We start from the raw sequence: 11936 nt of genomic DNA, 5'->3' as shown, positions 1-11936 counted from the left end.
AGGTCATTCATAAATGATCTTTTTTTATGAACTAAAATGGAGATGATGGTATAATTTGGATTAGGGGGTGTGGGTATGAACTTTCCAATTCAGAGAAGTAAGTTAGGAATAATTTTCGTTAGTATAACGTTAGCTTTTATGGTGATATATCCAATAGTTATGTTCTTTACAAGAAAAGGGGATTGGGCTTCAGCTCTAATTGGGATGGGATTATGTTTTATTGTAAATGTCCCTCTCGTTTGGGAAATGTTCATTAAAAAACATAAAGTAGAAAATGGTATTTTAAAATACGGAATTTTAAATGACGACGTTGTATTAAAAGATATAAGAGTTATTCGTCAAGTTGGAAAATCATTTGAGATTACAACGAATGCATATAAAGTACATATGATTGCGATGCCGCAAGATCCGGATGAATTTTTGGCGCTTATCGCGAAAGAAAATCCATATGTGAAAATAGAAATGGTAGGTAAGAAATGAAATATGTAAAACTTTTGTTTTGTTTGGAAATTTTGTTTGTGCTTGTTGGTTGCACTAGAGTATATATGAAATGGGATCTGCCCTTATATGTCCCAATATTAATAGGTACTATCGCAGTGACGCTTTTATTTTATTTTCATTTTCAGCAAACAAAAAGCGAGAAAAATAGCTCCATATAAAGTAGGGGGATTAGAAATGAAAAAGATCTATATGTTGTTTTTGTTTCTGCTAACTGCATCCATTCTTTTAATAGGATGTAGTGCGAAGAAAGAGAAGTCTGATGTTAGTTTAGAAAAGGCACAAAAAATTGAAATTGAATCGCTTATTGATTCGAGTGATAAAAAAACAATTACCGATAAGAAAGAAATCACAAAGTTGTTTGAATCAATCAAAATGGATGAGTGGGAAATGGAATCGGCTCCTTTAGATACTCCGCAAGGGAAAACGTTTAAAATGTATCAAGAGGATACACCGAAATTATTGGATTCGAGTAAAGATAAAAAAGAGTTACATGAAATTGGTACTATGACAGTATATAAAGATGTCCCTTATGTCGAAGTTGAAATGAAAAATAAGAAAATGAGTTTTAAAGTGCCAGAAGATGTGGCGAAAGATTTATTACAATATTAATAAAAAGACGCTCGGAGAAAATTCCGAGCGTTTTTCATTATTTTAAGTTCTCTGGGTTTAAAGCTTCTAGTTCAGTTACAACGAAGCGTCCGTCTTTACGGATTAATACGTCGTCGAAGTAAATTTCACCGCCGCCGTATTCAGGGCGCTGAATGCATACTAAATCCCAGTGAATGTTAGAGTTGTTGCCGTTCCATGCATCATCATAAGCTTGTCCAGGTGTGAAGTGGAAGCTGCCATCGATTTTTTCATCGAATAGGATGTCTCCCATTGGATGTAAGATGTATGGGTTTACGCCGATTGCGAACTCACCAACGAAACGCGCGCCTTCGTCTGTATCGAAGATTTTGTTAATGCGCTCTGTATCATTTGCAGTTGCTTCAACGATTTGACCGTTCTCAAATTTAAGTTGTACATTTTCAAATGTATAACCGTTGTAAGGAGATGGTGTATTGTATGAAACTGTACCGTTAACAGAATCGCGAACTGGTGCAGAGTATACTTCACCATCTGGAATGTTTAAATGACCCGAGCATTTAATAGCTGGAATGTCTTTAATAGAGAATGTTAAGTCAGTTCCAGGACCAGTTAAGCGAACCTTATCTGTTTTATTCATTAATGTAACAAGGCTATCCATCGCCTTATCCATTTTACCGTAGTCTAAGTTACAAACTTCGAAGTAGAAGTCTTCGAAAGCTTCTGTGCTCATTTTAGCAAGCTGCGCCATAGAAGCATTTGGGTAGCGAAGAACAACCCAGCGTGTTTTCGGAACACGGATGTCTCTATGAACTTTTTTGCCAACTGTTTGGCCGTGAACTTTCATACGTTCACTTGGAACGTCAGCTTGTTCGTTAATGTTATCACCAGAGCGAAGGCCGATATAAGCGTCCATATCTTTCATTACGCTCGCTTCATATGCAGCGATTTGTTCGAAATGTTCTTCAGTAGCACCCATTAATAAAGAGCGATCTACTTGATGATCTTTTAAAGAAACGAATGGGAAACCACCAGCTGCATATGCTTCTTTTACAAGTGCAGTTACAAGTTCTTTTTGTAAGCCAAAGTTTTCAATTAATACTTTTTCGCCTTTTTGTAAACGAATAGAGTAGTTAATTAAATTGTATGCTAACTTTTCAATGCGTGGATCTTTCATATGTAAAGCCTCCCTACTAATTATGTATCCTCTCCTATTGTAACCTACTTAGTGGAATTTGTTGAATCATTTATGTTAAAGTTAACGAATAAGTATGAAAATTCTAATGAAAAGATAGGGATTAGAATGAAACGGAAAATGATTGTATAATGGGAGAAAGTATGAAAAAGATAAAGGAAGTGATGAAATGCAAGTTCTTCTATATGTAAGTGCGGCTATTATCGCGGTTGCTTTCGCAGTATTAGTAGTGTATGTATGCAGAACATTGTTATCGGTTCAGAAGACGTTAGAAAACGTTGCGAGCACGTTAGAAGGTTTAGAAAAGCAAATGCAAGGAATAAGCGTAGAGACGGAGCAATTATTACATAAGACAAATGCGTTAGCTGATGATATTCAACAGAAGTCACAGTCGCTAAATAAAGTAGTAGAAGGTGTGGATGGAATCGGAACGACGATTCACTCTTTAAATACGAAGCTTCGCAATGTATCAGAGTCTGTTACGGACGAAATTGAAAATAATGCAGATAAAGTAGCACAAGTTGTACAGTGGAGCAGCGCAGCAATTGAAGTATATAATCATTACCGTACTACGAGACAAGAGAAAAAGGTTGAAAAAGAAGAGCGTAAACTTGAGAGAGCTGAGCAGAAGGCTGAAAAGAGAGAGAAGCGCTCTAGACTTCGCATGAGAGGTGAGTAATGATGAGTATGATGAAGATTGAAACAATTGAAGAATTTGAAGCGTTAGTAGAAAAGAACGAGCCTTACGTTCTTTTTAAACATAGTACGACATGCCCAATTAGTCACGGTGCATATACAGAGTTTCAAGCATATTGCGGTGAAGAAAGAGAAGTGCCAGCATATTACTTATACGTACAAGAGGCGAGAGATGTTTCGAACCATGTTGCAGAGCAGTACAGCATTAAGCATGAATCTCCGCAAGTGTTATACATAAAAGATGGAATGGTAGTATGGCATACATCGCATTGGAATATTAAAAAAGAAGCTTTAGAAGAGAATGTAAAATAGGGAGAGGCAAGCGAAGGGCTTGCTTCTTTTTTATTTTGTTGCAATATATTTAGTGGTACACTAGAGATACTTTAAAACTAAGTAAATTGACTTTTGAAAGTGGGTTTTAAGCAATGAAGAAAATGGCATTATGCATCGCAAGCTTAAGTTTATTACTGGGGGCTTGCAGCAATAATACTATTGAGAAGAAGGATGAAGTTGTACAGAAAGATACGAAAGAAAAAAGTATGATTCCAAGAACTGCTGTTTCTAAGGATTACTATAGAACTGTTATTCCTTTAAAAGAACAAAAGGTAATTAATACAGTTAATGTTAAAACTAATTCTAAACTAGATTTAGCAGAATATGAAAATGGTTTAATGGATATTGCTTCAAAACAATTCGATACAGAAAATTACGTATTACAATTAAATCAATATATTCCAGAGAAAACAATTGATGAATTAGTTACGAAACAAGAAGTACCAGTTTTGACTAATATTATAGAACAGGACTACTTCGGCAAACAAAATTCAAATGAACTAAGCTTATCTGGTGTTGTTATTGGTTTATCTATGTCTTCAAGTGTATCTAATGAGGAAGCTATTTCTAAAGGTACTGAAGTCGCTAAGGGGCTTATAGAAGCTATTAATAAAAATGATAAATATAACAAATCTCCAATTACGTTTGCTATATTTAAGCAAGAAAGTACAAGTTCTTTAAAGAATGGTACTTATATTTCAAGCGCTACTGTTCAAAAGAACGAGACTAATCTTGGAAATTGGGATACTATTGATGAAAAGTCGTATTCGTATCCTTCTCAAGAATTTGAGGGGGCACATGGAGAAGATAATGATAAGCTAAAGAATTTTTCTAAAGCAATGAAGGCATTTTCTCCAGGAGATTATATCCCTGTTAATGCTAAGATTTCTTATAAGCAAAATAAGATGGATAAATTAAAGATGGATATTGTCGTTAAATATAACGGTAAGTCAGAATTAATGGCACTCTCTCAAACGGCTGCTCAAAGTATGTTAGAACAATTTCCTAAAGATGCTAAAGTTCAATTACAAATAAAGTCCGAGAATAAAATCGAGGCTGTTATTATAAAAGAGAAGAACAGCGATAAACCGTTTGTTTCTTTCCTATAATAAAAAAAGACAGTTTTTAAGCTGAGGCTACTGAAAAAGTGAATACTTCGAGAAAAACATTTCGAATTTCCTAAAGATGTTGAAAGAAGAAAGGAGGTCATTACCTGTACATAGTAGGGAATGACCTCTTTTTTCTTATGAAATAGACTCTTTCAGTGCCTTCTTTAAAGTGTCAGATTATGTTGATGTTATTCAAATTGGCGCTCGCAATATGCAAAACTTTGAACTGTTAAAGGCAGCTGGTGCTGTAAATAAACCAATATTATTAAAGCGTGGTTTATCAGCAACAATTGAAGAATTTATTAATGTAGCAGAATATAGTATGGCAGAGGGGAATGGTAATATCATTTTATGTGAGCGTGGTATTCGCACATATGAATCAGCAACGCGTAATACGCTTGATATTTCCGCTGTGCCAATTTAAAAGAAAGAAACACATTTACCTGTTGTTGTCGATGTAACACACCCTACAGGGCGACGTGACCTTCTCTTACCGTTTGCAAAAGCGGCTATGGCAATTGGTGCTTTTGCTATTATGGCTGAAGTACATCCAGACCCAGCAGTTGCATTATCAGATGAAGCGCAGCAAATGGACATTCCAGAATTCAATGAGTTTATGAAAGAATTAAAAGCATTCGGAAGTAAATTATAAAAAGATTTCTTAGTCTATGTAGCCTTGTTACATAGCTTTTTTACAAAAATTGACCTTTTTTGCATAAAAAATACGAAAATACGAGAAAAGAAGCGAATTTTTTCGAAACTTTTGCGGGAAAATATTGTATGACCCTGTGTTTTTAGCGTATCATTAGTAAAAGGAAGAACTCGGGACGATTGTTGGCATCTGCAAATAGAGTTGATGTCTTTTTTTCATTCAAGTGAACCGATACATAAAAATAGATAACATAAATAGAAGGAGTGTGCGAAGAGATGAACGTAACAATCTATGATGTAGCGCGTGAAGCAAATGTTTCAATGGCTACCGTATCACGCGTTGTGAATGGTAACCCAAATGTAAAGCCTACAACAAGAAAGAAAGTATTAGAAGCAATTGATCGTTTAGGATACCGCCCGAATGCGGTAGCACGTGGACTAGCAAGTAAGAAGACAACTACAGTGGGTGTTATTATTCCGGATATCTCAAATACGTTTTATGCAGAACTTGCTCGTGGAATTGAAGATATCGCAACAATGTACAAATATAACATCATTTTAAGTAACTCTGACCAGAACAAAGAGAAAGAGTTCCACTTATTAAATACGATGCTTGGGAAACAAGTGGACGGGATTGTTTTCATGGGTGAAGATATTACAGATATTCACGTTGAAGAGTTCAAAAAATCTCCAGTACCAATTGTATTAGCAGCGTCATTTGATGAACAAAATGAAACGTCATCAGTAAATATTGATTATACACAAGCAGCTTACGATGCAATGAAGCATTTTATTGAGCAAGGACATAAACGTATCGGTTTCGTCTCTGGTCCTTTCATTAATAAAGCAGGAAGCGCGAAGAAGTTACAAGGTTATAAAAAAGCTTTAGAAGAAGCAGGTATTTCATATGATGAAAATCTTATAATTGATGGAGATTACACATATGATTCAGGTATAGAAGCGTTTGAAAGACTTTGGGGCATGGATGAAAAACCAACAGCAATCTTCGTATCTTCTGATGAAATGGCACTAGGTGTAATCCACGCAGCACAAGACGCGGGATTAAACGTACCAACGGATATCGAAGTGCTTGGTTTTGACAACACACGTCTTGCATTAATGGTTCGTCCGCAACTTTCGACAGTTGTACAACCAATGTATGATATCGGTGCAGTAGCAATGCGTCTACTAACGAAATATATGAACAAAGAAAAAGTAGAAGATCACTCAGTTATCTTACCTCACCGTATCCAATTTAGAGATTCAACGAAGTAAGAATAAGAGAGCTCACAGCGATAGCTGTGAGCTTTTATTCATATTCAGGATAATGGTGTTTAACTACTGTATCTACACTTTCAGTTTTCTTAACATGTAAAAAGCGTGCATATAATTCTTTTCCTGTCTCAAATGGTGTGTCATCTAATTCGAAAACATGCAACACTTTTCTAAACGTCCATGTTACTTGCTCACCGTACATATTATCGTACGTATCTTCAGACTGTAGAGCTATCTTTTCACCTAGCTCATGAGCTTCCTCTAAACTGTTCGCCTTAACGAGAATGATACTTTCTTCAAAAAGTGTATCGTGATTCTCTTCATAATGTTCATCAATTTTACTAGGATTAGGCTCACTTGAATGGACAGATTCAAATAATAATTTTACAGCATACACATGAGATCAGTCTCCTTATGCTGAATGTTTTACTTTATAAACAATACTCGCGATAAGTGAAGCGGGTATTGTAAATACGTTGCTTTGATAATGGTAATGTATTTGGGATTCTTTATAAGACATTCGCTACAGTTGGGGTTATTCCTTGTTATATGTCACACAAGTGCAAATTTAACTATTATAGGGCAATGTCATGTATAATAGAAAGAAAAGGCTTGTGAGGGGGGAGAAGAGATGATCGTTCTTTGGATAATTACGCTTTGCATGACTGCTATTTTTGCATATATGACGTTAAAACAAAATGGCTTAAAGCGATTTGTTCCAGGAAGTATTCTTGCAGGAATCGCCCTTATCACGTATGTAATTTCTATTTTTATTGAAAGTGTATCAGTGGACATGAGCACAAGTTTAATGTTCATGGGTATTACACTATTTGCAGGTAGCATTATGGTACTTATGGTTGCAGGTATTATTGCATTTATTCATATGAATTCGGAAACGTTATAGCATATAAAAAAAGGCATGTCCCAAGGGGGCATGCCTTTTTATCCGTTCAATTATGCTCTATCTTTAGAAGAGTTTTGTTGTTTTAGTAAGTCGCGAATTTCGCCAAGAATTTCTTCTTCTTTTGTTGGTTCTGGAAGTTCTTCTTTCTTTTCTTCTTCTTCTCTTTTAGATGTTAGTTTGTTGAAAACTTTAACAAACATAAAGATAGCAGCTGCAATAATTAAGAAATCAAAAATAGTTTGGATGAAGTTACCATACATAATAGATGATTTACCGAATGTAAGTTTTAAATCTGTAAAGTTAACGCCGCCCAGTACCATACCAAGTAATGGTGTGATGATATCTTTAACTAAAGAACTAACGATTTTACCGAATGCAGCACCGATTACAACCCCGACAGCTAAATCGATTACATTCCCTTTGAATGCGAATTTTTTAAACTCGTTCCACATGTGTTAATCCCATCCTTTCCACGATTCAATATGAAATTTATAATTCCTATCAACATATTCTATAGAAATTTGTGATAGAAATAAAGAGGAAATGGGAATGAAAGTAAATTCTGAAAAATGTATCCGTTTTAATTTTTGCTTACAGCTTGCAGTAGAGATTGGAGCATTTGTTGAGATTTTAATCCTTCTAATCCATCTACAATAGGCTGTGTATCACCTTGTACACATTGGATAAAATGATGAACAGCATCTTCAAATCCGCGCTGCTTTAACGTTGTCTCCCATGATGGTGAACCACTTTGTGAAACGGAGTTTTCTTGCTCAATTTCAAATGTGTTCATATTTTTTACGCGAATGATTTTACCTGCCGTTACAAGTTCAATTTGTTCTAAATTTGTACCTGCATGGCGGTGCATCGCCGTAGAAAGTAAAAGTCCATTTGCAGTTGTATATGTATGATGTCCGTAAAGAAGTTCGTTCTTTTCATTGATTTGCATCATATTATGAACGATGTTAAGGTCATCGTTAGCTAACCAGCGAGCAGTATCTACAATATGTAAGTAATCATCTAACATAGTAAAGTCATACGTATATGGCCCCACCTTATTTGTGCGGTGCTTTTCAATTCGAATCCATGAAGTATCATTAGCTTGCTCTTTGGCAGTAACGTACATAGGAACGAAACGGCGATTAAATCCCACCATTAACTTTCGATTATACTTTTCACTCATTTCAACTAGCTTCTCTGCTTGCTCAGTAGTAGCAGCTAGCGGCTTATCAACATAAACATCGATTCCTTTTTTCAGAAGTTCAGAAACGATTTCATAATGTGTAGCAGTTGAACTATGAACGAAAGCCGCATCACATTCTGAAGCGAGTGCCTGAAGGTTAGCGAAATCTTGAATACGATATTGCTCGCAAATTTGTTTTCTTTTATTAACATTAGGTGTAAACGCTCCCACAAAAGTCCAATCAGTTTCCTTTGTCAGTGTTGGAAGGTAAGCCTTTTGTGCAATACTACCTAATCCAATCATTCCAATACGAGGTTTGCTCATGTTTTTTTCCCACCCTATTATAAATATATAAGTTGTCTAGCTGTATAGCTATGTGACGAAATAACTGTAGCATAGACTGGGGAGAATGGCAAAAAATAGATTTGAAAATGATACGTTTTTTATAGGAAATGAGCTTTTATTTATTTGTCGCTAACAAAATCTTCTCTATCTCTTCAAAGTTATGAACACGGGCATGCTCTAGCGGGGTAACACCATCGTTGTCGGGAATGTTTACATCAGCACCATGTTCAATAAGAAGGCGAATGACTTGTTGCTGTGTTTCGTTTCCATTACTTAGTACGATGGCTTCCATTAAAGCGGTCCACCCGAGATTATTTACATGGTTAACATCAATAGTTGTTCGCGTAAGGAGTTCTTTAATAACATCAATATAGCCATGTTCTGAGGCGGGGATAAGAGCTGTTCCGCCGTAACGATTTGTAAGCGATGGATCTGCACCGGCATCAATCGTTAGTTTTAAAATATCAAAGTAACCTTCTGCACCGGCGTATAGAAAGGGATTGTTTTTCATATCGTCTTGGATATTTACGTCAGCCCCTGCTTCAATAAGCACTTTTGCAGTTTTTACATCATTTTTGTATGTAGCAATCATAAGAGAAGTACGTCCTTTATTGTCCGTTATATTTATGTCAGCCCCTTTTTTGAGTAATGATATAACAGTATTCGTTTCTTGTTTCTCAGTAGCTGTTAGTAGTGCTGTCTCCATGTTTGTCATCTCCTTTTTAACTTCTTGTTCTTGTGAGCATCCTTGTAAAAAAATTACGCAACATATCATGCTTAATGTTTTTTTGAACATGGAATTTCAACCTCCTTTTGCAAGCAATTCGGTATCCTAATTTAAACTGTAAAATAGGAACATTAAATTTTTATAAACTGGTGCTAAAATTACTATAAAATCGCTTGAGTATTTGAACATATATTTTTATGCTTATGAATAACAAGGTTTGTTAAAGTGAGGATGTAAGATATGTCTATTAAAACAAGATTTTTATTTTCTTATATCGCTGTTATTCTCGTTTCCATCACGCTCATATTAGTCGCGGGATTTTTAATTGTTTTTTCCATAACAGGAGACTTGGAATCAGTGAAAAATTTCTATAAAAGTTCCTATATTCAAAAGCCGCTTACGCCAGAAGAAGAGAATACGTATATTGAATTGAAATTAGCGGCAAAGAAAAATCAATCACAACTATTAGATGAATCGTTCGTTTCATCACTTGAAAAAGAAGGTGTGAAAATAGTTGTAAGAAAGGGAGAAACCATTTCTTATGCTACAAAAATATTTGAAGGTGTATCTTTAAAAGAAGCCATTCCGAAATTTGAATCAGCAAATATTAATAGTCGTGGTACAACGGAACTAGGCGATACATTTTATCGATATGTAAAATTTGATTTTTATTTTCCCGGAGATGAAGAAGGGAGTATATTTGTACTAAAAAGGCAGAGTTCATTTGTCGATCTTACACAAAAATTATTTCCAATTTTGTTCGGAGCGCTTTTACTGTTAGCCATTTTACTCATAGGGTTATTAAGTTATTTCGTCTCAAGAAGTGTGATAAAACCAATTTTTGTATTGAAAGATGCGACTGGGAGAATTAAAGAAGGGGATTTAGATTTTCAAATTCCAGTTACATCCTATGATGAGATTGGGCGATTAAATCAAGGGTTTGAGGAAATGAGGAAGAGATTAAAAGAGTCGATAGAGATGCAAGCACAGTATGAAGAAAATCGAAAAGAACTCATTTCAAACATATCTCATGATTTAAAAACACCGATTACATCTATTATTGGATATGTAGAAGGCATAAAAGATGGAGTCGCAAATACGCCAGAAAAAATGGATAAGTATTTAACGACCATTCATACGAAGGCAAAACATATGGATACACTCATTGATGAGCTCTTTTTGTTTTCAAAGCTTGATTTGAATCGAGTTCCCTTTCAGTTTGAAACGATAGAGTTAAACGTGTTTATGCAGGAATTATTAGAAGAGATGCAGATGGATTTAAGTGAGGAAGGTATAGAAGTTTACTTACAATTACAATCATCACCACTATATGTAACGGCTGATTGCGAAAAGATAAATAGAGTTATATCAAATTTGATTCATAATAGTGTGAAATACATGGATAAAGAAGAGAAGAAAATTACTGTAACAGTATTGAGTGATAACAATAAAGTTATTGTGAAAGTGATGGACAATGGGTCAGGTATAGAAGCTGATACGCTGCCGTATATATTTGAGCGGTTTTATCGTGCAGAGCAATCGCGAAATTCTAGCACAGGTGGAAGTGGACTTGGCTTAGCGATAGCGAAGCAAATTGTTGAAGAACATGGCGGGGAAATTTGGGCGGAAAGTAAGCTTTGGGAAGGTACAAGTATTTTCTTCTCATTGAAAAAAGTACAGGAATGTGGTGAGTAGAATGAAGAGAATTTTACTAGTAGAAGATGAAATAAGTATTGCAGAATTACAGCGAGATTATTTAGAAATTAGTGATTTTCAAGTCGATGTAGAGTATTCAGGTGAAATAGGTCTACAAATGGCTCTTCAGGAAGACTATGATTTAATTATTTTAGATATTATGCTTCCGAAAATGAATGGTTTTGAAATTTGTAAACAAATACGTGCTATAAAAGACATTCCGATTTTACTTGTTTCAGCAAAGAAGGAGGATATAGATAAAATTCGCGGATTCGGTTTAGGCGCGGATGATTATATAACGAAGCCGTTTAGTCCAAGTGAATTAGTCGCAAGAGTAAAAGCACATATTTCTCGTTATGAAAGATTATCAGGAAATGTGAGTAAGCAACGCGATACGTTATATATTCATGGAATTTCTATCGATCAGCGAGCGAGAAAAGTTTTTATAAACAATGAAGAAATTGCGTTTACAACGAAAGAATTTGATTTGTTAACATTCTTTGTAACGCATCCAAACCAAGTATTAAATAAAGAACAGTTATTTGAACGTATTTGGGGACTAGAATCAGCTGGCGATTTAGCCACTGTCGTTGTTCACATTAGAAAGCTACGTGAAAAAATTGAAAGAGATCCTGCTCACCCGCAATATATTGAAACAGTGTGGGGAGCCGGTTATCGCTTTAACGTGTAATGTACCTGCCAAGTAATTGGTAGGTTTTTCATGTTATTCGAACAAA

Annotated in this window: 15 protein-coding genes and 2 pseudogenes; 11 read left to right on the top strand and 6 right to left on the bottom strand. The window is 35.3% G+C overall.

What is annotated here, in order from left to right; all coding sequences use genetic code 11:
* The first annotated feature begins 75 nt into the window (after positions 1–75).
* Genes B5P40_RS14625 through B5P40_RS14615 form a run of 3 tightly spaced genes read left to right on the top strand, consistent with a single transcriptional unit; the run spans position 76 to position 1110 of the window.
* Positions 76–480, top strand: a complete 405-nt coding sequence (locus tag B5P40_RS14625; RefSeq protein WP_002164959.1) for a PH domain-containing protein — start codon at positions 76–78, stop codon at positions 478–480.
* Complete coding sequence (locus tag B5P40_RS14620; RefSeq protein WP_078175974.1) at positions 477–659, top strand: hypothetical protein; 183 nt, start codon at positions 477–479, stop codon at positions 657–659. The genes B5P40_RS14625 and B5P40_RS14620 overlap by 4 nt, the downstream gene beginning before the upstream one ends.
* A 16-nt stretch (positions 660–675) precedes the next feature.
* On the top strand, positions 676–1110 hold the full coding sequence (locus tag B5P40_RS14615) for a hypothetical protein (RefSeq protein WP_002190911.1): 435 nt from the start codon (positions 676–678) through the stop codon (positions 1108–1110).
* Between the two features lie 37 nt (positions 1111–1147).
* Here B5P40_RS14615 and B5P40_RS14610 read toward each other — a convergent pair whose 3' ends face one another.
* Complete coding sequence (locus B5P40_RS14610; protein ID WP_002167560.1) at positions 1148–2263, bottom strand: aminopeptidase; 1116 nt, start codon at positions 2261–2263, stop codon at positions 1148–1150.
* A 187-nt stretch (positions 2264–2450) separates the two neighbouring features.
* Here B5P40_RS14610 and B5P40_RS14605 point away from each other — a divergent pair, with 187 nt between their 5' ends.
* The 5 genes and pseudogenes from B5P40_RS14605 to ccpA all read left to right on the top strand — a co-directional run bounded on the left by B5P40_RS14605 (position 2451) and on the right by ccpA (position 6345).
* Positions 2451–2960, top strand: a complete 510-nt coding sequence (locus tag B5P40_RS14605; protein ID WP_050001013.1) for a DUF948 domain-containing protein — start codon at positions 2451–2453, stop codon at positions 2958–2960.
* Between the two features lie 2 nt (positions 2961–2962).
* A complete protein-coding gene (gene ytxJ / locus B5P40_RS14600; RefSeq protein WP_033728252.1) occupies positions 2963–3289 on the top strand; it encodes a bacillithiol system redox-active protein YtxJ in 327 nt (108 codons plus the stop codon).
* A 113-nt stretch (positions 3290–3402) separates the two neighbouring features.
* Complete coding sequence (locus tag B5P40_RS14595; protein WP_002138665.1) at positions 3403–4419, top strand: CamS family sex pheromone protein; 1017 nt, start codon at positions 3403–3405, stop codon at positions 4417–4419.
* A 172-nt stretch (positions 4420–4591) separates the two neighbouring features.
* Positions 4592–5071 (top strand): annotated as a pseudogene (locus B5P40_RS33450) (bifunctional 3-deoxy-7-phosphoheptulonate synthase/chorismate mutase); the annotation flags it as partial.
* 275 nt (positions 5072–5346) lie between these two features.
* Positions 5347–6345 (top strand): catabolite control protein A, encoded by a 999-nt coding sequence (gene ccpA / locus B5P40_RS14580; protein ID WP_002034370.1) that lies wholly within the window; start codon positions 5347–5349, stop codon positions 6343–6345.
* A 34-nt stretch (positions 6346–6379) separates the two neighbouring features.
* Here ccpA and B5P40_RS14575 read toward each other — a convergent pair whose 3' ends face one another.
* A complete protein-coding gene (locus B5P40_RS14575) occupies positions 6380–6742 on the bottom strand; it encodes a DUF4288 domain-containing protein (RefSeq protein WP_002067607.1) in 363 nt (120 codons plus the stop codon).
* Positions 6743–6757: 15 nt separating this feature from the next.
* Positions 6758–6865, bottom strand: a pseudogene (locus B5P40_RS14570) (DUF3949 domain-containing protein); the annotation flags it as partial.
* Between the two features lie 111 nt (positions 6866–6976).
* Here B5P40_RS14570 and B5P40_RS14565 point away from each other — a divergent pair.
* Positions 6977–7249, top strand: a complete 273-nt coding sequence (locus tag B5P40_RS14565) for a DUF3917 domain-containing protein (RefSeq protein WP_002129437.1) — start codon at positions 6977–6979, stop codon at positions 7247–7249.
* A gap of 50 nt (positions 7250–7299) precedes the next feature.
* Here the strand turns inward: B5P40_RS14565 and mscL are convergent, their stop codons facing one another.
* From mscL to B5P40_RS14550, 3 genes are all read right to left on the bottom strand, one after another.
* Positions 7300–7701 (bottom strand): large-conductance mechanosensitive channel protein MscL, encoded by a 402-nt coding sequence (gene mscL / locus B5P40_RS14560; protein ID WP_002015591.1) that lies wholly within the window; start codon positions 7699–7701, stop codon positions 7300–7302.
* 128 nt (positions 7702–7829) lie between these two features.
* Complete coding sequence (locus B5P40_RS14555) at positions 7830–8756, bottom strand: Gfo/Idh/MocA family protein (RefSeq protein WP_002129436.1); 927 nt, start codon at positions 8754–8756, stop codon at positions 7830–7832.
* A gap of 136 nt (positions 8757–8892) precedes the next feature.
* A complete protein-coding gene (locus B5P40_RS14550) occupies positions 8893–9573 on the bottom strand; it encodes an ankyrin repeat domain-containing protein (RefSeq protein ID WP_002190905.1) in 681 nt (226 codons plus the stop codon).
* A 171-nt stretch (positions 9574–9744) separates the two neighbouring features.
* On the opposite strand from B5P40_RS14550, the gene B5P40_RS14545 reads away from it, so the two are divergent.
* Positions 9745–11199 (top strand): sensor histidine kinase, encoded by a 1455-nt coding sequence (locus tag B5P40_RS14545; protein ID WP_002129434.1) that lies wholly within the window; start codon positions 9745–9747, stop codon positions 11197–11199.
* Position 11200: 1 nt separating this feature from the next.
* Entirely contained in the window at positions 11201–11890 is a 690-nt protein-coding gene (locus B5P40_RS14540) for a response regulator transcription factor (protein ID WP_033728166.1), read from the top strand.
* Positions 11891–11936: the final 46 nt, after the last annotated feature.

This window comes from Bacillus sp. SRB_8, assembly GCF_003264205.1.
In the GTDB taxonomy this organism is placed as follows: domain Bacteria; phylum Bacillota; class Bacilli; order Bacillales; family Bacillaceae_G; genus Bacillus_A; species Bacillus_A mycoides.
The sequence above is the reverse complement of the archived record's forward strand: the minus strand, read 5'-3'. Positions and strand labels throughout refer to the sequence as shown.

Coding starts and splice junctions, on each gene's coding strand:
- B5P40_RS14625 (WP_002164959.1), top strand. CDS start 76: ATGAACTTTCCAATTCAGAGAAGTAAGTTAGGAATAATTTTCGTTAGT.
- B5P40_RS14620 (WP_078175974.1), top strand. CDS start 477: ATGAAATATGTAAAACTTTTGTTTTGTTTGGAAATTTTGTTTGTGCTT.
- B5P40_RS14615 (WP_002190911.1), top strand. CDS start 676: ATGAAAAAGATCTATATGTTGTTTTTGTTTCTGCTAACTGCATCCATT.
- B5P40_RS14610 (WP_002167560.1), bottom strand. CDS start 2,263: ATGAAAGATCCACGCATTGAAAAGTTAGCATACAATTTAATTAACTAC.
- B5P40_RS14605 (WP_050001013.1), top strand. CDS start 2,451: ATGCAAGTTCTTCTATATGTAAGTGCGGCTATTATCGCGGTTGCTTTC.
- ytxJ (WP_033728252.1), top strand. CDS start 2,963: ATGAGTATGATGAAGATTGAAACAATTGAAGAATTTGAAGCGTTAGTA.
- B5P40_RS14595 (WP_002138665.1), top strand. CDS start 3,403: ATGAAGAAAATGGCATTATGCATCGCAAGCTTAAGTTTATTACTGGGG.
- ccpA (WP_002034370.1), top strand. CDS start 5,347: ATGAACGTAACAATCTATGATGTAGCGCGTGAAGCAAATGTTTCAATG.
- B5P40_RS14565 (WP_002129437.1), top strand. CDS start 6,977: ATGATCGTTCTTTGGATAATTACGCTTTGCATGACTGCTATTTTTGCA.
- mscL (WP_002015591.1), bottom strand. CDS start 7,701: ATGTGGAACGAGTTTAAAAAATTCGCATTCAAAGGGAATGTAATCGAT.
- B5P40_RS14555 (WP_002129436.1), bottom strand. CDS start 8,756: ATGAGCAAACCTCGTATTGGAATGATTGGATTAGGTAGTATTGCACAA.
- B5P40_RS14550 (WP_002190905.1), bottom strand. CDS start 9,573: ATGTTCAAAAAAACATTAAGCATGATATGTTGCGTAATTTTTTTACAA.
- B5P40_RS14545 (WP_002129434.1), top strand. CDS start 9,745: ATGTCTATTAAAACAAGATTTTTATTTTCTTATATCGCTGTTATTCTC.
- B5P40_RS14540 (WP_033728166.1), top strand. CDS start 11,201: ATGAAGAGAATTTTACTAGTAGAAGATGAAATAAGTATTGCAGAATTA.